General features: G+C 73.2%; 13 protein-coding genes and 1 pseudogene. 8 read left to right on the top strand and 6 right to left on the bottom strand.

Features of this window, described 5'->3' with window-relative positions:
- Positions 1–11: 11 nt before the first annotated feature.
- Both ACN27G_RS32400 and ACN27G_RS32395 read left to right on the top strand, forming a co-directional pair.
- Positions 12–905, top strand: a complete 894-nt coding sequence (locus ACN27G_RS32400) for an acetyltransferase (protein ID WP_421496465.1) — start codon at positions 12–14, stop codon at positions 903–905.
- A gap of 155 nt (positions 906–1,060) precedes the next feature.
- Positions 1,061–2,887: pseudogene (locus ACN27G_RS32395) on the top strand (heavy metal translocating P-type ATPase); the annotation flags it as partial.
- 40 nt (positions 2,888–2,927) lie between these two features.
- Here the strand turns inward: ACN27G_RS32395 and fdhF are convergent.
- The 3 genes from fdhF to ACN27G_RS32380 form a co-directional block, all read right to left on the bottom strand.
- Positions 2,928–5,762, bottom strand: a complete 2,835-nt coding sequence (gene fdhF / locus ACN27G_RS32390; RefSeq protein ID WP_421496464.1) for a formate dehydrogenase subunit alpha — start codon at positions 5,760–5,762, stop codon at positions 2,928–2,930.
- Positions 5,759–7,675: an NAD(P)H-dependent oxidoreductase subunit E gene (locus ACN27G_RS32385; RefSeq protein WP_421496463.1), complete on the bottom strand. Its 1,917-nt coding sequence runs from the start codon at positions 7,673–7,675 to the stop codon at positions 5,759–5,761. The genes fdhF and ACN27G_RS32385 overlap by 4 nt, the downstream gene beginning before the upstream one ends.
- 155 nt (positions 7,676–7,830) lie before the next feature.
- Entirely contained in the window at positions 7,831–9,318 is a 1,488-nt protein-coding gene (locus tag ACN27G_RS32380) for a PepSY-associated TM helix domain-containing protein (RefSeq protein WP_421496462.1), read from the bottom strand.
- 455 nt (positions 9,319–9,773) lie between these two features.
- On the opposite strand from ACN27G_RS32380, the gene ACN27G_RS32375 reads away from it, so the two are divergent.
- The 5 genes from ACN27G_RS32375 (at position 9,774) to ACN27G_RS32355 (ending at position 15,129) form a co-directional block, all read left to right on the top strand.
- Positions 9,774–10,964: a SagB family peptide dehydrogenase gene (locus ACN27G_RS32375; RefSeq protein ID WP_421496461.1), complete on the top strand. Its 1,191-nt coding sequence runs from the start codon at positions 9,774–9,776 to the stop codon at positions 10,962–10,964.
- 167 nt (positions 10,965–11,131) lie between these two features.
- Complete coding sequence (locus tag ACN27G_RS32370; RefSeq protein ID WP_421496460.1) at positions 11,132–11,776, top strand: heme oxygenase (biliverdin-producing); 645 nt, start codon at positions 11,132–11,134, stop codon at positions 11,774–11,776.
- The gene (locus ACN27G_RS32365) at positions 11,776–12,081 is read left to right on the top strand and encodes a DUF2470 domain-containing protein (protein WP_421496459.1); all 306 of its coding nucleotides are present in this window, start codon (positions 11,776–11,778) and stop codon (positions 12,079–12,081) included. Before ACN27G_RS32370 ends, ACN27G_RS32365 begins: the two co-directional genes overlap by 1 nt.
- A gap of 638 nt (positions 12,082–12,719) precedes the next feature.
- Positions 12,720–13,754: a glycoside hydrolase family 11 protein gene (locus ACN27G_RS32360; RefSeq protein ID WP_421496458.1), complete on the top strand. Its 1,035-nt coding sequence runs from the start codon at positions 12,720–12,722 to the stop codon at positions 13,752–13,754.
- A 322-nt stretch (positions 13,755–14,076) separates the two neighbouring features.
- The gene (locus ACN27G_RS32355) at positions 14,077–15,129 is read left to right on the top strand and encodes a lytic polysaccharide monooxygenase auxiliary activity family 9 protein (RefSeq protein WP_421496457.1); all 1,053 of its coding nucleotides are present in this window, start codon (positions 14,077–14,079) and stop codon (positions 15,127–15,129) included.
- A 218-nt stretch (positions 15,130–15,347) separates the two neighbouring features.
- Here the strand turns inward: ACN27G_RS32355 and ACN27G_RS32350 are convergent, their stop codons facing one another.
- Positions 15,348–16,079 carry a TIGR03943 family putative permease subunit gene (locus ACN27G_RS32350; RefSeq protein WP_421496456.1) on the bottom strand — a complete coding sequence of 244 codons (732 nt, stop codon included), beginning with the start codon at positions 16,077–16,079 and terminating at the stop codon, positions 15,348–15,350.
- Positions 16,080–16,140: 61 nt separating this feature from the next.
- Positions 16,141–17,226, bottom strand: coding sequence for a permease (locus ACN27G_RS32345; RefSeq protein ID WP_421496455.1), 1,086 nt, complete (start codon positions 17,224–17,226; stop codon positions 16,141–16,143).
- Positions 17,227–17,469: 243 nt separating this feature from the next.
- On the opposite strand from ACN27G_RS32345, the gene ACN27G_RS32340 reads away from it, so the two are divergent.
- Entirely contained in the window at positions 17,470–18,771 is a 1,302-nt protein-coding gene (locus ACN27G_RS32340; protein ID WP_421496454.1) for a CobW family GTP-binding protein, read from the top strand.
- Positions 18,772–18,847: 76 nt separating this feature from the next.
- Here the strand turns inward: ACN27G_RS32340 and ACN27G_RS32335 are convergent, their stop codons facing one another.
- Positions 18,848–19,870 (bottom strand): ATP-binding protein, encoded by a 1,023-nt coding sequence (locus ACN27G_RS32335; protein ID WP_421496453.1) that lies wholly within the window; start codon positions 19,868–19,870, stop codon positions 18,848–18,850.
- Positions 19,871–19,973 lie beyond the last annotated feature (103 nt).

Here is a 19,973-nt window from a genome sequence, read left to right as displayed (position 1 = left end):
AGGATCACCCCATGACCGATCTGGTCGTGCGTCCGCTCGTCGCGGGCGAGGAAAGCCTGTTCGAGTCCATGCCCGATCCGCTGCCCGAGTTGCGCCAGGTCGGCTACGCCGCGGGGATAGCCGGCGGCGGCTACCGGCCCGAGCGCACCTGGGTGGCGCTGCGCGCCGGCCGGGTCGTCGCCCGGGCGGCGTGGCTCCGGCCGCCCGGTGCCACCGGAGACCCGTGGCTGGAGCGATTCGAGACCACCGACCCCGAGGTCGGTGCCGAACTGCTCCGCGCCGCCCACGAGTCGTTCGGCGGTCCCCTGGCCTACTACGCCGCCGTGCCGGCGTACTGGCGGCGCCGACCGGAGGTGCGAGCCGTGGTCGAGGCGCCGATGGCGGCGGCCCGGCTCGTCGGGCTGGTCGAGCGGGAGGAACGCCTGCGCTGCACCTGGACGGGGACGCCGTTGCCGGCGGCCTCCGGCCGGTACACGTTCCGGCCCGCCGCCGACGAGACCGAGATCAACGCACTGGTGGCCCGGATCCCCGAGCCGGAGGTGCTGACCGGCAGGGAGGTGGCCCGGTCGGCCGGCGTCGACCTGGGCACCGACCCGCTGGCCTGGCTGGACGGTCCGGCCGCGGCCTGGCGGGTCGCGCTGGACGACGGGCGGCCGGCCGGGCTGGCCGGCACGGCCGGGAACGCCTGCTATCCGCTTCTCGCCTATCTCGGCCTGCTCGACGAGGCGGTCCGGGCCGATCTGCTGGCCGACGCGGTCGGCGTACTGGCCGGCGGGGGTGCCCGCGAGGTGGTCGCCGACGTCGACGCGCACCGGGTACGCATGGTCGCCGAGCTGGAGCGGACCGGCTTCCGGCGGCTGCGGTCCCGGGTGGTCTTCACCCCGCCCGAGGATCTGCCGAGCTGACCGGCCCGAGGGACCGTCCCCTCGGGCGACTCCCGCGGTCCGGGATCGCCACCCGCCCGATCCGGCTGTTCGGCGCCGAGAACCCGGCCCGGTTGAGACGCTGGTGAGGCCGCCGGCAGGAGGCCCCGGCCGGTGGGCGGCCGGGGGGTGGGACGGTGGCGTCGACGCGCTGGCAGAGGTGGCGGCCGTTCGCGCCCCTGGCTGTGCTGACCGTGGTGGTGCTGCTCGGCGGCGGGCTCTGGTTCGCCGGCCAACGCACGGGCGCGCACGCGTGCTGGGCGGCGGCCGCGCTGGTCACGCTGCTGGTGACGCTGCGCTGGCTGCTCCAGTCGCTGCGCCGACGCAGGATCGGCGTGGACGTGATCGCGACCCTGGCACTGCTCAGCTCGCTGCTGGTCCGGGAGTACCTCGCCGGGGCGGTGGTGGCGTTGATGCTGGCGACCGGGCACACGCTGGAGGCGTACGCCCAGGGCAGGGCGACCCGCGACCTGCGCGCGCTGCTGGCCCGGGCGCCACGCACGGCGCGACGCCGCAGCCCGGACGGGGGCATCGAGGTCGTCGACGCCGACCGGGTACGCCCGGGCGACCGGCTGCTGGTGGGGCCGGGTGACGTCGTACCCGTCGACGGCGTCGCCGAGGACGCGGCCACGCTGGACGAGTCGGTGGTGACCGGCGAGTCCCGGCTCGCCGAGCACCGGGCCGGGGAGAACCTGGCCAGCGGCGTGGTCAACGCGGGTGCGGCGTTCGGCCTGCGGGCCACGGCGAGCGCCGCCGGGAGCACGTACGCGGGAATCGTCCGGCTGGCGGAGGAGGCGAACGCGGGCAGGGCGCCGATGGTGCGGCTGGCCGACCGGTACGCGGCGGCCTTCGTGCCGTTCACCCTGGCCCTGGCCGGCGTGGCGTGGGGGCTCTCCGGGCAGTTCGTGCGGGCGGTGGCGGTGCTGGTGGTGGCGACACCGTGCCCGTTGCTGCTGGCGACGCCGATCGCGATCGTCTGCGGACTCTCCCGGTCGGCGCGGCGCGGGGTGCTGGTCCGGGACGGCGCTTCGTTGGAGTCGCTGGGCCGCGCCCGGACCCTGCTGGTCGACAAGACCGGGACGCTGACCGCCGGCCGCCCGGAGGTGGCCGGGGTGGTGACGGCGGCGGGTGGCGACCGCGACGAGCTGCTGCGGCTGGCCGCGTCGGTCGAGCAGCTCTCCTCGCACGTGCTGGCGGCGGCACTGGTGCGGGCGGCCGGTGATCGGGGCCTGCGGCTGGCGGTGCCCGAGGGCGTGACCGAGGAGCCCGGCCAGGGTGTCCGCGGCCGGGTCGAGGGGCGGCTGGTGCGGGTCGGGCAGCACGGCGCCGACCTGCCCGCGTGGGCGCTGCGCGAGCGGCGGCGGGCGGAGCCGGACGGGCTGTCGCCGATCTGGGTGAGCCTGGACGATGCGCTCGCCGGGGCGGTGTTCGTCCGCGACCCGGTGCGTCCGGACGCGGCCGACACCGTACGCCGGCTGCGGGCGGCCGGGCTCACCCGGCTGGTCATGCTGACCGGGGACCGGCCGGAGGTCGCCGGGCGGGTGGCCCGGGAGGTCGGCGTGGACGACGTGGTGGCCCGGTGCTCGCCACAGGAGAAGGTGGACCGGGTGCGGGCCGAGTCGCGGCGGGCACCGACGGTCATGGTCGGCGACGGGATCAACGACGCCCCCGCGCTGGCGACCGCCGGGGTGGGGGTGGCGCTGGGTGCGACCGGCGCGACGGCGTCGGCGGACGTCGCCGACGCCGTCCTCTCGGTGGACCGGCTGGACCGGCTCGCCGACGCAGTGGAGATCGCCCGCCGGTCCCGCTCGATCGCGGTGCAGAGCGCCAGCGCGGGAATGGGCCTGGCGGTCGGTGCCATGGTGGCCGCCGCCCTCGGGGTGCTTCCGCCGGTGGCCGGCGCGTTCCTCCAGGAGGGGATCGACGTGGCGGTCATCCTCAACGCGCTCCGCGCGCTCGGCGGTACGCCGCGGGCCGGCCGGCCGGCCCGCGCCACCGAGCGCCCTACCCGGCCGGGCCCGACCGATCCGGGCCCGACCGATCCGTCTCCGGGTGGGCCGTCTCCGGGTGGGCCGGGGCGCGGCCCGGACGCAGGGACACGGCGGTGACCTTGTATTCGGGGCATCCGGTGACCGTGTCGACGCAGTCCGAGGTGAGTGCGTTGGTGGGGCGGTCCGGGAAGGCGAAGGTGGCGAAGACCTGACCTGGCGCGACCGTGTCGGTGAGGCTGACCGGGAAGACGACGCGGTCCCGCCGGCTGGTCACCTCGACCAGGTCGCCGTCGGCGATCCCGAGCCGGGCCGCGTCCTCGGGGTGCAGATCGAGGACCTCGCGGGGGAAGAGCTCCAGGTTCGGCGTACGGCGGCTCATCGACCCGCTGTTGTAGTGCGGCAGGCGGCGGCCGGTGACGAGCACGAACGGGTACCGCCGGTCGGGTTGCTCGCCCGGCGACAGGTAGGGGCGCGCGGCCAGGGCGGCCCGGCCGTCCGGGGTGGCGAACCGGTCGAGGTGCAGCCTCGGCTGTCCCGGCAGATCGGGATCGGGGCAGGGCCAGTAGAGCGGGCCGTCCCGGTCCAGCCTGGCGTGGGAGATGCCGGCGAAGGTCGGCGTCAGGGCGGCGCACTCGGCCATCGCCTCGGCCGGGGTGGCGCAGCCCAGCTCGGCACCCATGGCGGCGGCAAGCAGGTGCAGAATCTCGAAGTCGGCCCTGGCCTGCCCCGGAGGCGGCAGCACCGGGTGGACCCGCTGGACCCGCCGCTCGAAGTTGACGAAGGTGCCCTCCTTCTCCAGGAAGGAGAGGGCGGGGAAGACGACGTCGGCGTGCTCGGCGGTGCGGGAGAGGAACAGGTCGTGGCAGACGACCAGCTCGCAGGCGGCCAGCGCGGCCCGGACCCGCCGGGAGTCCGGGTCGGTCTGCGCGATGTCCTCGCCGATGACGTGGAGGGCGCGGAGCCGGCCGGTGGTGGCGGCGTCGAACATGTCGAGGATCCGCAGCCCGGGGCGCTCGGGCAGGTCGACGCCCCAGGCGTGGGAGAAGCGGGCCCGCACCCGCGGATCGGTGACGGGCTGGTAGCCGGGAAGCAGGTCCGGCAGCGCACCCATGTCGGAGGAGCCCTGGACGTTGTTCTGCCCCCGCAGGGTGAGCACGCCGCAGCCGCCGGTCGTGCCGACCGCGCCGGTGAGGATGGCGAGGTTCGCCAGCGTACGCACGCCGTCGGTGCCGTGGGTGTGCTCGGTGACGCCGAGTCCGTAGACGATCGCCGGTGCCCGGGCGGCGCCGTAGAGCCGGGCGGCCTCTCGCAGCGCCGCCGGGTCGACCCCGGCCAGCCGGGCGGCCCGGTCCAGCGGGTAGTCGCCGAGCAGTTCGGTGAGTTCGGTGAGCCCGCTGGCACGCTCCCGGAGGAAGTCCCGGTCGACGAGCCCTTCGTCGAGCAGCGCCCGGGCGATGCCGTTGAAGACGGCCACGTTGGATCCGGGGCGGGCCGGCACGTGGACGTCGGCGAAGCCGGCCAGGTCGATCCGGCGCGGGTCGACGACGACGAGCCGGGCGCCGTCGATGACGCGCTGCTTGATCCGCGCGCCCACCACCGGATGCGCCTCGGTCGGGTTCGCCCCGGCGACCAGGATGCAGTCGGCCCGGTCGAGGTCGTCCAAGGGATTCGTCCCGCCGGCCATCCCGAACGAGGCGGTGAGGCCGGTCGCGGAGGGCGCGTGGCAGAGCCGGGAGCAGTTGTCGACGTTGTTCGTGCCGAGCACCACCCGGGCGAACTTCTGGGCCAGGTAGTTCTCCTCGTTCGTCGCCCGGGCCGAGGAGATCAGCCCGATCGCGTCGCCGCCGTACCGGTCGCGGATCGCCGCGAGCCGCTCCGCGACGATGCCGAGCGCCTCCGCCCAACTCGCCGGCCGCAGCGGTGAGTCGCGGCCGGCCCGGCGGACCAGCGGGGTGGTGAGCCGGTCCCGGGAACGGGTGAAGGCGTGCGCGAAGCGGCCCTTGACGCAGGCATGGCCACGGTTGACCGGAGCATCGTGCACGGGAGTGATCGCGGCGATCCGGTCGGCGCGGAGATGCACCCGCAGCGAGCAGCCCACTCCGCAGTAACCGCAGGTCGTGGTGGTGCTCCGGTCGATCGGTGCCAGGTCCCGGAAGCCGGGCTCGGCCAGTGCGCCGGTCGGGCAGGTGTCGACGCAGCCGCCGCAGGCCACGCAGGGCGAGGAGAGCCAGTCTCCGCCGGTGCCGGCCACGACCACGGTGTCGAAGCCCCGCCCGGCCAGGGCGAGCGCGAAGGTGCCCTGTACCTCCGCGCACATTCGTACACAGCGGCCGCAGGCGATGCAGAGATCGCGGTCGAGCTTCACGTACGGGTGCGAGTCGTCGACGCCCCGGGTGTGGCCGGCACCGTGGAACCGGCTGCCAGGGCCGGCGCCGTGCGGCCGGCTGCCGGTGCCCTGCGGCCGGCTGACACCGCCGGTGCCGTGCGGCTGCTCTTCGGCGAGCCCGAAGTACCGGCAGGCGCGGAGCAACTCGCTGCGGTCGGCCGGGATCTGGAACGCCCGGGCCGGCAGCTCGGAGACGAGCAGTTCCAGCGCCAGCCGCGCCGCGCCGGCGGCCCGGGGATCGTCGGTGCGCACCGCCATCCCGTCCCCGGCGGGCAGTGTGCAGGAGGTGACCGGCGGGCCGCCGTCCACGCTGACCAGGCAGACCCGGCAGGAGCCCTGCGGCGAGGTCCGCTCGTCGTGGCAGAGGCCGGGCAGTCCGGTGCCGGTCGCCCGCGCGGCGGCCAGTGCGCTGGCCCCCTCCGGCACCTCGACCGGCGTCCCGTCGACGGTCAGCCGGATCACGGTGCCGTACCGGAGAGGTCGGCGGCGTAGGCCCGGGTCAGGCTGCGGACGGCGCAGGCCACGCCGCGCCCGAAGGCGCAGAGGCTCGCCACGTCCATCACCTCCAGCAGCGGCTCCTGCCCGGCCAGCATCCCGGCCGGATCGCCGCCGTCGACCACCGGCGCCGCAGGCCCGGCCGACGACCGCGCGGCGACGCCCGGCTCGGCGCCCCGCTCGGCGACCGGCTCGACGACCGGCTCGACGACCGGCCCGACGACCGGCTCGGCGCCGAGCTGCGCGGCGAGCCGCTCGGCAAGCTCCAGGCCCCGGCGGGTGCCGACCCGACACGGGGTGCACGCTCCGCAGCTCTCCGCCGCCCCGAACGACCACTCGTGCCGCAGGATCGCCGCCGCCGGCGTCGCCGCGTCGAACGCGATGAGGCTGGCGTGCCCGAGCGCCGCCCCGGCCCGGGCCAGCGGTGCGGTCAGCAGCGGCAGGTCGAGCTGGTCCGGGGTGAGAAAGCCGCCGAGCGGGCCGCCGATCTGCACCGTACGCAGGGTGTGCCCGGGACGGAGCCCGCCGCCGTACTCCTCCACCACCCGGCGCAGCGGTACGCCGTACTCGACCTCGTAGACGCCGGGCCGGCGGAAGAGCTGGCTCAGGCAGACCAGCTTGGTGCCGGGCTCGTCGGGATGACCGAGCCGGGCGTACGCCGCACCGCCGTGCCGCACGATCCACGGCACGGCGGCCAGCGTCTCGACGTTGTTCAGCGCTGTCGGCCGGCCCAGGAACCCGCTGCTGGTCGGGTACGGAGGACGAGGGCGGGCGTCGCCGCGCAGCCCGGAGACGGCGCGCATCAGTGCCGTCTCCTCCCCGGCGACGTAGGAGCCGGCACCCTCGACGATCCCCACGTCGAAGTCGAAGTCGGAGCCGTGGATCCGCCGGCCCAGATGCCCGGCGGCCCGCGCCTGCGCCACCGCCGCGCGCATCCGGGCGACCGCCGTCGGATACTCCGACCGGACCAGCACCAGGCCGTGCCGCGCCCCGATCGCGAAGGCGGCCAGCGCCAGCCCCTCCAGGATCCGGTGCGGGTCCTGCTCCATCAGCAGCCGGTCGCAGTACGAGCCCGGGTCGCCCTCGTCTCCGTTGGCGATCACGTAGCGGGGTCCCGGCTCCCCCGCCGTCATCGACCACTTACGCGCCGTCGGGAAGCCGGCACCGCCCCTGCCCCGCAGCCCGGCGGCGGCGACCTCCCGACTCACCTGCTCCGGCGAGCCGCCGGTGACCACCTGCGGCCACACCTGCCACTCCTGCTCGGCACCGAGCAGGCCGGCGAGCACGACGGGCGGCTGCACCATGCTCGCGTACGGGATCGGTGGCGGCGGGGCGCCGATCGAGGCGGTCCGCCGGTTGCCGGCGGACCCGCTGGCGGCGGCCCCGGCACCGGCCGTTCCGGGCCCACCATCCGCTCCGTGCCCGCCGGGCGTCTCCGCGGCGTCGAGCAGGCCGCCGAGGTCGCGGCCGGTGCCCGCCCGGTCGCCGTCGAGCACGGCGGGCGAGTCGTAGCAGTAGCCGAGGCAGCGCACCGCCTGCAGCGACACGGAACCGTCGGGGGCGCAGCCTCCCAGACCTACGTCGAGCAGGCGTTCCAGCTCTCCGATGTGCCGACCCTGGGTGCTGGCGAAGCACGACGTCCCCTCGCAGACCCGGACATGACGCCGTCCCCGGCAGCCCTCGGTGAAGTCGGCGTAGTAGGAGGCGGCCCCGGTCACCGCCGCCACCGGCCAGCCGAGTTCGTCGGCGAGCCGCGTCAGGTTGTCCGGGCCGATGCCGGCCGGTTCCCGCCGGGCAGCGCGCAGCCGCTCCAGCAGCGACGTGCCCGGTCGGCCCAGTCGGGCCTGCAGGCCGACGAGGACCTCCCTCGGCTCCGTCACCCAGTCCTCCGCCCCCCGGTGTCGACCTTCAGTGGGGAAGCTACGTCGGCGCGGCCGGCCGGGCGGGAACAATCGTCGGGAAGCACCCGAAGGAGACCGGCCGGCCGCCGGCCCCCGCCCCGGGGCGGGGGCCGGCGGCCGCCGGTGATCCGTCGTCAGCCGCCCACCCCGCCGGGCGAGGTCGGCGCCGTGGTGCGGACGCGCCGGCGCCGCGCCACACCGACGAGGGCGTCGACGACGAGGAACGCCGCCAGGCTGACGCCGAGCAGCGGCAGCGCCCAGCCGACCGCGACGGCCAGTACGACGACGCCGATCACGACACCGGGATGTGCCCGCCGCCACGCCCCGCGCTCGGGGGGTGCGCCGAGCGGGGCGGCACGGTCGGCCCGGGTGGGGCGCCGCTGCCACCACATCCGGTACGCCCAGACGATCGCGCAGAGCAGGCCGACCGCCAGCGCGGTGAGCAGGAGCTGGTTGACCAGGCCGAAGAGGAAACCCATGTGGAACGCGACACCGAGCTTGGACAGCTGGGCCAGCAGCGGCCAGTCGGCGAAGTCGCTGCGGGCCACGATCGCGCCGCTGCTCGGGTCGACGGCGACCCGGTCGAAGCCGACCGGCCAGGTGGGGTTGTCCTGGGCCACCGTCCACGCCGTACCGGGCTCGGTCGGCGGGCTGGCCTCGACCCGGCCGCCGAGCCCGGCCTGGCGGGCGGCGGCGACCACCGCGTCGACGTCGGCGGGATCGGCCACCGCACCGGTGCCGGTCGGCGCGCCGTGGTGGCCGCTGCCGGGCGCGGCACCGGAGGCTGCCCCGGGCAGCGTGGTCTCCAGCGTCGGACTGTGCGCGTTGAACGCGTTCTGCACCACGTCGAAGCTGGCACCGGCGTACCGGGACCAGGTGAGGCCGGTCGCCGAGAGGGCCAGCAGCCCGACCGCGAGCCACACCCCGGTGGCCGCATGCCAGCCCCGGGTACGCCGTACGCCCCGGCCGGCGGCCAGGTCCGGCAGGACGATGCGGCGCAGGCGCTGCCGGCGGCCGTTCCACTGCCGGTGCAGCCAGAGTGTGAGTCCGCCGAGGACGAGCGCCCACAGCCAGGAGGCCGCCAGCTCGGAGTAGTGCCGGCCGACCACGCCGAGGTGCAGGTTGCGGTGCAGGTCGTCGATCCAGGTCATCAACGGGGTCTCGCCGAACCACGTGGTCAGCGTGCCCTTGACCTCGTTGGTGTACGGGTCGACGTAGACCGTGTGCTGCTTCTCGCCCAGCTCCGGCAGCGAGAAGACCACCTTGGTGGTCTCCGCATCCGCGATCGGCGGGATGACCGAGGCGAGGTCGCCGTCCGGATGCGCGACACGGGCGGCGGCGACCTGCTCGGCGAGGGGCCGCGGCTCCCCGGTGACCTGCGCGACGCGGAGTTCGTCGGCGTAGACGAGCCGGTCCAGTTGCGGGGTGAAGACGAACGCCAACCCGGTGAGCGCGGCCACGATCAGGAACGGCGCGACCAGGACGCCGCCGTAGAAGTGCATCCGTAGCAGCAACGGAATGATCGACGAACGATCCCGGTCACCCCGGCGGCGCGGCGGCACGGAGGGGGTGGCCGGCGCCGGCGGCCGGGAACCCGATGGTGGACTGACTGTGGTGGACAAGGAAACCTCCGCTGCGTCCCGGACGTAATCGCTGGCAGATGCCCGACCGTCGGCGGTCTGGCATTGAAAATCACCTATTTAGTCGCTCGGGCGGGCGCGGTAGTTCCCGCCACTTTGGCGACGCATGGTCCATCGATCTTTTTGGATTGATCGGGAACCGGTGTGGCGGGCGCACCGACTACTGGGTTATCCGCTGTCCAGTGCCGGGAGCCGGTCGCGCTCCCGGGAGAGGAGGACCCGCCATGAAGAAGCCGCTCAAGGTCGTCGTACGCCGGAAGAAGACCCGCAGCCGGCTGCTGAACAACCACGGCTGACAGGTCGCGATCACGTGGGGACGGTCGCCGCCGGGATCTTTCCGGCGGCGACCGGCCGGATCCGGGTCGCGGTCGGTGCTTGCCGCACCCCCCGCGGAGGGCCGCTGCCGGCCCTGCCCGCGATGTCGAAGGGAGAATGGCGTGGCGCAGGTGGAATTCCGGCGGGCGCAGACGTTGATGATCTACTGGCACGATGGGGAGCTGACCGCCGAGAACTACCTCGAAAGCCGTTCCACCGACGCCGAGGCCGAGAACGCGGTGGCTGTCGACGCACGGGCGGTGGAGTTGCTGGAGCACTTCACCGACTGGTCGACGGTCGAGAAGGTGGTTGCCGGGCTCGGCGACTTCGACACCGACTCGGTCCGGGAGGCGGTGGAGGCGCTGGCCGGCGCGGGCCTGCTGGTCGACCGGACCGGGGCGGAACGCGAGGAGCGGTTTCTCGGAGCCTGGCGGGCCTGGGGCGAGGAGGCGCGCTTCTTCCACTTCGGCACCCGCAACACCATCTACACCGGTGACAGCCTGGAACAGCGCCGGTCGGATGCCCGGTGGGTACGGGAGACCGGCGGGACCCCGCCGGCCATCTTCAAGTCCTACCCGGAGGCGCCACGGGTCTACCTGCCGCGGGCGTTCCTGCCGCTGGCCGAGGCGTTCGGGCAGGTGCTGACGCGGCGACGGACGCACCGGGTCTTCACCGGCGAGCCGGTCGGCCTGGCGCAGCTCTCGACGGTGCTGTTCTACACCTTCGCGCCGATGCAGCTCTACGACGCGGGCGATCTCGGCACGTTGATGCTGCGGACCAGCCCGTGCGGCGGCGCCCGGCACGAGTTGGAGGGCTACGTCGCGGTCCTCGACGTGCAGGACGTGCCGCCGGGGCTGTACCACTACAACGCCGAGGCGCATGCGCTGGAACTGGTCGATCCGGGCTTCGACCGGGCCCGGCTGCATCGCCTGACCTACGAGTCGGAGATGTGCACGCCGTCCGCGTTCGTCTGCTTCGTGACCGCCGTCTTCGAGCGGACGATGTACAAGTACCGGCACTCACGGGCGCTGCGGGTGACGCTGCTCTCGGCGGGACACCTGGGGCAGACGTTCGTGCTGACGTCGACCGCGGTGGGGCTCGGCGCCTGGCAGAGCGCCGCGTTCCGCGACGAGGAACTCGACGAGGCCCTCGGCGTCGACGGTTTCGCGGAGGGCTGCCTCTACATGTTCGGCGCCGGCGTACCCGTACGCGACGAGACCGGGATGCCGGCGGGGATCAGCCGGGCCCGGCTCACCGATCCGGGCCGGCTCGTCGCGCCGCATCCGGCGGACGTACGCGCGGGTGGCGGGTAGCCGGCCGGCCTGGACCGGCAGCGGTGGCGGTGACGGTGGGTGCCGCCACCGCTGCTGACAGCCGCCTGCGCCAACCCGGGACACCGCCGACGCTGGAGAGATCATCCGTTCCGGCGATCCCACTCGCCACTCCGTAGCTTAGGCTTACCTAACAACGGAGGTGCGACGTGGGATTCGCGACCAAGCTGCGAGAGCTGACCCGGGCCGATCATGCGGCGGCCCAGGGCACGGGATACTTCGACGCGCTGCTGGCCGGCCGGCTCGACCGCACCGGGTACGCGGCCCTCGCCGAGCAGCTCTACTTCGTGTACGAGACCCTGGAAGCGGCCGCCGAGGCGATGCGCGCCGATCCGCTGGCCGGCCCGTTCGTCCTCGACGAGCTGCACCGGTTGCCGGCCCTCACGGCCGACCTGGCGTACCTGCTCGGCCCGGACTGGCGGGGCCGGCTCACTCCTGGTGAGGCCACCGCCGAATACCGGGAACGGCTCCGGGAGGTGGCCTTCACCTGGCCGGCCGGGTTCGTCGCGCACCACTACACCCGCTACCTGGGCGACCTGTCCGGTGGCCAGATCATGCGCCGGGTACTGCACCGCTCGTACGGTCTCGGCGAGGCCGGCGCCAGCTTCTACGCCTTTCCCGGCGTGGACGCCCGGACGTTCAAGCGGCACTACCGGCAACTGCTCGACGAGGCGCCGTGGGACACCGTCGACCAGGACCGGTTCCTGGACGAGGTCTCCCGGGCCTACCGGTTGAACACGGCGCTGGTGGACGAGCTGGGTCGCCGCGTCCTGCCGCAGCGGGAAGCCGCCTGATGACGCCCTTCACGCCCGACGTCGTCGCCGCGATCGTGCGGCACATGAACGGCGACCACGCCGCCGACTGCCGGGTGATCTGCCAGGGACTGGGCGGGCTGCCAGAGGCGACGTCGGCGACGATGTCGGGGATGGACGCCCAGGGGATGGACTTCGTGGCCACCCTGGACGGCCTGCCGGTGCCGGTCCGGATACCGTTCGCCAGCACGCTCACCGAGCGCCGCCAGGTACGCGCCGAGGCGGCCCGGATGTACCGCGAGTCCTGTGCCAAGCTCGGCCTCGCCCCCCGCCCCGACGCGTCCTGAGGTCACAGCGCGCGGCTCACAGCAGGCCGGCGCTTCCGACCGGCGCCGCGGCCTCCATGCGGTCCGAACCCCGCAGGTACCGCGGCAGCGCGGCGGTCGGCCGCTTCACCGTACGTCGGAGATATGCAGCTCTTCAGCGATCTCCACCGTCCGGCGGCCCGTCGCGACAAGCTGCCGGAGACGGGCCCGGCCACGGACCACCCCGGGGGTTCGGCCGGGCCATTCAGGCGTGGTCCGGAAGTTCTCCGGAAGTTTCGGTGACACCAGTCCGGATCTTAATCCTCCGGCCAGGGCCTCGTCAGGTCAACCCTGAAGACCCAGCGTTCAGGTAGGACTATTGGCCAGGCTCGATGCCTTCCCTGGCCAGACACGTCACCGTGGCAAGGTTTCCACAATGTTTCCGAAAGTTGTTGACAAGTTGGCGACTTTGGACCAATACTGGCGCCATTGACGGAGCTCAATCACCGTCGTGCCACCCACCGCGACCCACTCCTCCGGTCGTAGCACAGGGACGACCGGCCCACCACCACCGTGGTGCGACGCCGACGTCCGGTGGCCATCCCCGGGCCACCGGCGATCTCCGGATCGTGCCGCGCAGCTGGCGCCCCCGCCAGCCGTCAAGAGGAGGAAACACGTACATGAACGACGCCCCCGTCCAGGTGAGAAGCCGCAGACGCGGCCTACTCAGGATGCTCATCGGCGGCGCCTGCGCCGTAGCGCTGGCCACGACCGGGACCACGGCGATCCTGTCCGGACCCGCGTACGCGGAGGCCGACCGGACCCTCACCTCGAACGCCACCGGCACGCACAACGGGTTCTTCTTCTCGTTCTGGAAGGACAGCGGCAACGCCAGCATGACGCTGCGCGAGAACGGCCGCTACTCCAGCAGCTGGAACAACAGCACCAACAACTGGGTCGGCGGCAAGGGCTGGTCCACCGGCACCCGACGGACGGTCAGCTACTCGGGCACCTACAACCCGGGCAACAACAACACCTACCTCGCCCTGTACGGATGGACGCGGAACCCGCTCATCGAGTACTACGTCGTGGAGAACTTCGGCAGCTACAACCCGAGCAGCGGCGCCACCCGGATGGGCACGGTCAACACCGACGGTGGCATCTACGACATTCTCCGCAGCCAGCGGGTCAACCAGCCCTGCATCGACGGCAACAGCTGCACGTTCTACCAGTTCTGGAGCGTCCGGCAGCAGAAGCGGAGCAGTGGCACGATCACCTTCGGCACCCACATGGACGCCTGGGCCCGCGCCGGCCTGAATCTCGGCACCAACCACAGCTACCAGGTCATGGCTACCGAGGGCTACCAGAGCAACGGGAGCTCCGACATCACGGTCCGGGAAGGCGGCGGCTCCAACCCTCCGCCCAACCCCACCAACCCGCCGCCCGGTGGTGGCAACTGCTCGGTCAGCGTGAGCCGCGCCGAGGACTGGAGCGACCGGTTCAACACGCGCTTCTCGGTCAGCGGCGCCAGCAACTGGGTCGTCACCATCCGCACCAACGGCGGCCAGAGCCTACAGAACAGCTGGAACGCGTCGATCAGCGGCAGCAGCGGCACGCTGACGGCACGCCCGAACGGCAACGGCAACAACTTCGGCATCACGCTCTACAAGAACGGCAACAACACCACACCGACCGCGAGTTGCTCGACGGGCTGACCTGATGCCGGCGGGTGGGGTGGCGACCTGGTCGCACCCCGCCCGCCGGATCGGATTCCGAGGCCCTCCGGCGGACCCTCCCACGGACTCCGGGTCCGCCGGAGGGCCTTCGCGGTGCGGCGGGGCCGCCGCAGCCTCCGGACAACAAGATTCACATACCTAAATATATCTAGTAGCATCGCCGCGGGAGCCAGTTACCCGGCGCAGGGCGCGCGCCTGTCGCCCGCGACTCCGGGGTCCTTGAAGATGATCGGCGCATGTCTCCTTGCGGGTCCGGGCATCCCGTCGAGCGACAGGCGCCGACGGAAACGCTGGAGCATTGATGAAAGTCTCACGAAGAGCCCGCCGCCTGGTACTCGGTGCGGTCGCCCTCCTCGCCGCCGGGTTCACGATGGTCGTCGTCAACCACGCCGGCCCGGCCTCGGCACACGGATCCGTCACCAACCCGCCGTCGCGGAACTACGGTTGCTGGGAGCGCTGGGGTGACGACCACCTCAACCCCAACATGGCGCAGACCGACCCGATGTGCGCCCAGGCCTGGCAGGCCAACCCGAACACGATGTGGAACTGGAACGGCCTGTTCCGGGAGAACGTCGGTGGCAACCACCAGGCCGTCATCCCGGACGGGCAGCTCTGCAGCGGCGGCCGTACCCAGGGCGGGCTCTACGCGTCGCTCGACGCGGTCGGCGCCTGGGTCGCCAAGCCGATGCCGAACAACTTCACGCTGACGCTCACCGACGGCGCCCGGCACGGCGCCGACTACATGCTGATCTACATCACCAAGCAGGGCTTCGACCCGACCCGGCAGCCGCTCACCTGGGGCAGCCTCGACCTGGTGCTGCGCACCGGCAGCTACCCGACCACCGGCCTCTACGAGGCCCAGGTCAACGCGGGCAACCGCACCGGCCGGCACGTGATCTACACGATCTGGCAGGCGAGCCACCTCGACCAGCCGTACTACATCTGCAGTGACGTGACCTTCGGCGGCGGCACCAACCCGCCGCCGACGAACCCGCCGCCGACCAACCCGCCGCCCACGAACCCGCCGCCGACCACCCCGCCGCCCGCCGGCAACGGTGGCTGCACCGCGACGTACGCGAAGACGAACGAGTGGTCGGGCGGCTTCGGCGCCCAGGTCACGGTCCGGGCCGGCAACTCCGCCATCAGCGGCTGGACGGTGAGCTGGACCTGGCCCAACGGCCAGAGCATCACCAACTCGTGGAACGCGTCGATAACCTCGAGCGGTTCATCGGTGACCGCCACGAATGCCGGTCACAACGGCTCCCTGAGCGCCAACGCCTCTACCAGTTTCGGATTCAACGGTGCCTGGAACGGCACGAACACCGCGCCGACCCTGAGCTGTACGGCCAGGTAGCAGCGCCTGCGACGGGGGTGGCGCCGTTCGGTGCCACCCCCGTTTCGCGTACCCGGCCGATGGGGCGGCGGCGCGTGGTCATGCTCGGACCTCCCTGACGCCGACCCGCGCCGGCCTCACCTCGCGATGCCGATCGGTGGAGACGCCAGCCCGAGCGGTGTCACCAAGGTCCCGCTACGACCTTGGGCAGCGGTCCCGCCACGCCTCAGGTGCGGGAGTCACTCGTACGGCTGCTTCGGCGGCGGGATCCGCTGCCACGACTCGATCCGGACGTAAGGGATGTCGACATCGCTCACCGGGTCCGTGCCCCGTTGGGTGGTGTACCGGCCGACCACCTCCAGCCAGGTGTCCGGCGGCAGCCCGGTCGGGACGTCACCGGCCATGCCCACCTTGATCGGGCGACCGTCGGCGGCGCAACAGGAGAGCACCATGCGGGCGAGGATCGGTGCTCCGTCGGCTCCGGGAGCGGTGAAGGCGACGATCCGCACCCGCCGGTCACCGAGGGTGTAACCGTCGTCGATGATGGCCCGCCCGGCGTAGTCCAGCATGCTGAGCGGCACCGGGTCTCCCGGCGGCAGCGGTGGATAGTGGTCGGTCTCGTCACCGGTCAACGCGGTGCCGGCCTGGTTGACCGCGTACGAGCCCAGCGCCGGTGGGGCGATGAGCAGCAGCCCGACCGCCGGCAGAATGAGCAGCCACCCGATCCGCGCCCCGTGCTCTCCGTGCCCGTCGTCGTCCTCCGACCGGTCGTGGTCGTGGCGGTGGTCGGCGGGCCGCCGCAGCTCGTACCAGAGCGTCATCACCGCCGCGGCCACCAGCAGGGCGGCGGCGGCGATCAGGAACGGGCGCAACCCCTCCCGGACGTACCGGAGGTAGACGTCGGTGACGCTGGCCTTGAGCACCGAGCCGCCGAGCAGCAGCAGGACCACCGCCTGCGCCTGCCGGTTCATCTCGGAGCCCCGACGGGACGACCGGTCACGACACGTCCCGCCCCCGGCGGCCGGCAGCCCGTCACAGCAGCACCATCCCCACCCCGGTCGCCGAGAGTACGGCGACGACGAACGTGGCCGGAGCGAACCGCACCGCGAACCGGCTGCCGAAGACTCCGGTCTGCATGGAAACCAGCTTGAGGTCGACCATCGGACCGACCACCAGGAATGCCAGTCGGGCGGAGAGCGAGAACTGCGACAGCGACGCGGCCACGAACGCGTCCGCCTCCGAGCAGATCGACAGGAGCACCGCCAGCAGGGCGAGCGCCAGCACCGAGAGCACCGGGTTGTCGGCCAGCGTCTGTAGCCACCGCTCCGGCACCAGCACGTTGATGCAGGCCGCGGCCATCGCGCCCAGCACCAGGAAGCCACCGGCGTGCACCACGTCGTGCCGCACCGCCGCCCAGAAGGCCCGCCACCGGGAGAGGTCGTCCAGCTCGGGCCGGCGGGGCAGCCTGATCCAGTCCGCGCGGCCGAGTCGCAGCCAGAGCCAGCCCATGGCCACCGCGACGACCAGGCTGGCCACCGCGCGGCCGACCACCATCTCGGGGTTTTCCGGGAAGGCGACCGCGGTGGCGGCGAGCACCACCGGGTTGATCGCCGGCGCGGCGAGCAGGAACGCCAGCGCGGCGGCCGGCGTCACCCCGCGCCGGATCAGCGAGCCGGCGATCGGCACCGCCCCGCACTCGCACCCGGGCAGGACCACGCCGGCGGCGCCCGCCACCGGCACCGCGAGCGCCGGGTGCCGGGGAAGCGCCCGCGCCCAGAACGACCGTGGTACGAAGACGGCGATCGCGGCGGAGAGCAGCACGCCGAAGACCAGGAACGGCACCGACTGGACCAGCACCGAGACGAAGACCGTCGTCCAGGTCTGCAGCCGTGGCGTCGAGACGATCGACCCGATCGGCCCCTGGAAGACGATCAGCAGCAGGAAGAGCAGGACGAGCGCCTCGACCGAGCCGACGCGCCACCCCCGGGCCCCGGCGTGGTCCTCGTCGGGGGACGCCCCGGCACCGGTCGCCGGCTCGGCGACCGGCGGATCAGCCGGGGGAGGTCCCGATGCGACCTCCTCGGTCGAGGGGCCTCGATCGGTCACCCTGTCTGGCACGGTCAGGTGTCCTCTCCGGAGGCCGGACTGGCCACCCATCCTAGGCGGAGGAACGTCCCGGAGGCGGACCCGACCGGATGTCAGCGTTCCTCGCGGAAGTCGACGTGCCGACGGACGCTCGGGGCGACCTGCGCAGGACCAGCCGCGATTGACGGTGCCGGCGGAGTGCCCCTGGCCGGGGGCCACCCGGGAGAATATTATAATGGGAATCGTTTCCATTAGTTCGTGAGGACCGGAATGCCGATGCCGACGTCACCACACGCACCCACCGACACCACCACCCCGGCAGCCGGCACCCGCCCGTCGCTGACCGTGCTCAGCGGCTTCTGGCCCGCCGCGACGTACGCGGTCGCCCGTGCCCTGCTCACGGCGGACCCGTCGCTGCTGCTGGTGCGGCACGACGTCTCGCGGGTACGCGACGGCGCGGTGCGCCGGGTGGTCCGGGACGGCGCGGGCGTGCTGGAGGACGTGCGAATCGCCCTCAGCCACGGCTGTGTCTCCCGCACCCTCCGCGAGGACGTGCTACCGACCCTGGCCCGCCTCGTCCGCACCCGCCCCGGCCGGGACCTGGTGCTGATGCTGCCCGAGGTCGTCGAGCCGCAGGCCGTCGCCGCCGCCTGCGCGCGCTGCCTCGTCGACGGCGCACCGATCACCGATCTGCTGCGGGTCGACTCCTATGTCACCGTGGCCGACGCCGAACACCTGCTCGACGGGTTGGCCTGCACCGAGGATCTCAGGGCCCTCGACATCCACGCGGCCGACGACGACAACCGGGGACTCGCCGACGTCGTCGTCCGCCAACTCGAGTACGCCGACACCGTCGTCCTCTGGGGAGAGTCGCGGGACGGGGCGTACGACACCGACCGCCTCTCCGTGCTGCTGGGACGGATGGTGCCCTGGGCGGCGCAGGTACGCGTCGACGGCGACACCGTCGACGCACAGGCGCTGGGCCGCCAACTGTGCGGCAGCCGGCGCCATCGGCCGGAGACGCCGGGCGTACTGGCGCGCGGCCTGCAGGGATATCTGCTCGGCGTACACGAGCCGGACCCGGACTGCGGCGTGGTCTCGGTGGTCTTCCGGGCCCGCCGCCCGTTCCACCCGGGACGGCTGCACGACGTGCTCGAGGATCTCGGCGCCGAGATGATCCGCTCCCGTGGCCACCTCTGGCTCGCCAGCCAACCCGACACCGTCATCGCCTGGGACTTCGTCGGCGGCGGCCTCCACCTCGGCTGCCTCGGCCGATGGCTGGCCGCGCTTCCGGAGCGTCACTGGGACGAGGTGCCGGTCCACCGACGGCTCGCCGCCGCCCTCGACTGGGATCCCTACTACGGGGACCGCCACCAGCACCTGGTCTTCATCGGCCTCGACCTCGATCCGACCGATCTGCGCCGCACCCTCACCCGTTGCCTGCTCACCGACGCCGAACTCGCCGACGGCGAGGAGACCTGGCGCGGCTACCCCGACCCGTTCGCCGACTGCTTCCCGCTCCCCGACCTCGGAGCGGCCGACCGGGACCCGGTCGACACCGCAGGAGACCCCGCATGAGGCCCGGCATCCACCCCGAGTACCGGCCCGTGGGCGGGCGGCCGGTGCCCGCCCCGGCCGCCCGCCCCGGCCGACGTCAGGCCTGCTGGAGCAGCCCGGGGCGCAGCGCCTCGGGGCCGAGCAGCGCCTCGGGGCCCGGCAGCGCCTCGGGGCCGAGGACGAAGTCCGGGTCGACCTGTGCCGCGAGGTCCTCGCCGGTCCGGTCGTTGGCCCAGGCGTCGGCGTTGCGCAGGTGGAAGTGCACCGCCTGCCGGGTGTACCTGACCCAGTCCTGCTCCGCCGCGTCCACGGCACCGCGCATCGTCTCCAGCGCCGCCCGGTTCGCCGGTTCGAGGGTGTCGATCGGGCGCGGCCTGCCCCGCTCGGCCTCCTTGACGTAGCCGGAGCGGCCGAGCCAGGTGAGCAGGTCGTCGCCGACGTGTTCGCGCAGGAACCCGACGTCGGAGGCGTCCTCGACCTTGTTGCCGACCACGTGCACCCGGACACCGAAGTCGGCGGCGTAGCCGACATACTGCCGGTAGACGCCGACGCTGCGCTGGGTCGGCTCGCAGACCAGGAACGTCGCGTCGAAGCGGGTGAAGAGACCGGAGGCGAACGAGTCGGCGCCGGCGGTCATGTCCACCACCGCGTACTCGCCGGGGCCGTCGACGAGGTGGTTGAGGATGAGTTCCACCGCGCCGACCTTGGAGTGGTAGCAGGCCACCCCGAGGTCCTCCGTGGTGAACGGGCCGGTCACCGCGAGCCGGACGTCGCCGATCTCGCGTACCAGGGTGTGGTAGATCGGGTTGGTCTCGGCGATGCGCAGCAGCCGGGAGCCGCGTCCGGGCGGGGTGGTCTTGACCATCGCCGAGGCCGAGGAGATCCGGGGGTTCGTCCCCCGCAGGTATTCCTTGATCTCCGGCAGGTGGTCGCCGAGCGCGGGGAGCTGGATCGCCTCCTCCTCGCTGGCACCGAGCGCCACCGCCAGGTGCTGGTTGATGTCCGCGTCGACGGCGAGCAGCGGGGTGCCGGCCGGCGCCTGCGCCGCGAGGTGGCGGGCGAAGAGGGCGGCGAGCGTCGTCTTTCCGCTGCCACCTTTACCGACAAAAGCAATCTTCACGGCCGGTCCTCCGGGAATGGATACGTTTCCTACGGTTCCGGCCACACCTTAGCGGACTTGGTAGTCATTTCCACAAAGCTGCCGCTACGTGGGACGGAGATGC

The organism is Plantactinospora sp. WMMB334 (assembly GCF_049179095.1).
Classification (GTDB): domain Bacteria; phylum Actinomycetota; class Actinomycetes; order Mycobacteriales; family Micromonosporaceae; genus Plantactinospora.
The sequence above is the reverse complement of the archived record's forward strand: the minus strand, read 5'-3'. Positions and strand labels throughout refer to the sequence as shown.

Bases quoted from the DNA above. Each gene is read 5' to 3' on its own strand.
- ACN27G_RS32400 (WP_421496465.1), top strand. From the start codon at position 12: ATGACCGATCTGGTCGTGCGTCCGCTCGTCGCGGGCGAGGAAAGCCTG.
- ACN27G_RS32365 (WP_421496459.1), top strand. From the start codon at position 11,776: ATGACGCCCTTCACGCCCGACGTCGTCGCCGCGATCGTGCGGCACATG.
- ACN27G_RS32360 (WP_421496458.1), top strand. From the start codon at position 12,720: ATGAACGACGCCCCCGTCCAGGTGAGAAGCCGCAGACGCGGCCTACTC.
- ACN27G_RS32355 (WP_421496457.1), top strand. From the start codon at position 14,077: ATGAAAGTCTCACGAAGAGCCCGCCGCCTGGTACTCGGTGCGGTCGCC.
- ACN27G_RS32350 (WP_421496456.1), bottom strand. From the start codon at position 16,079: ATGAACCGGCAGGCGCAGGCGGTGGTCCTGCTGCTGCTCGGCGGCTCG.
- ACN27G_RS32340 (WP_421496454.1), top strand. From the start codon at position 17,470: ATGCCGACGTCACCACACGCACCCACCGACACCACCACCCCGGCAGCC.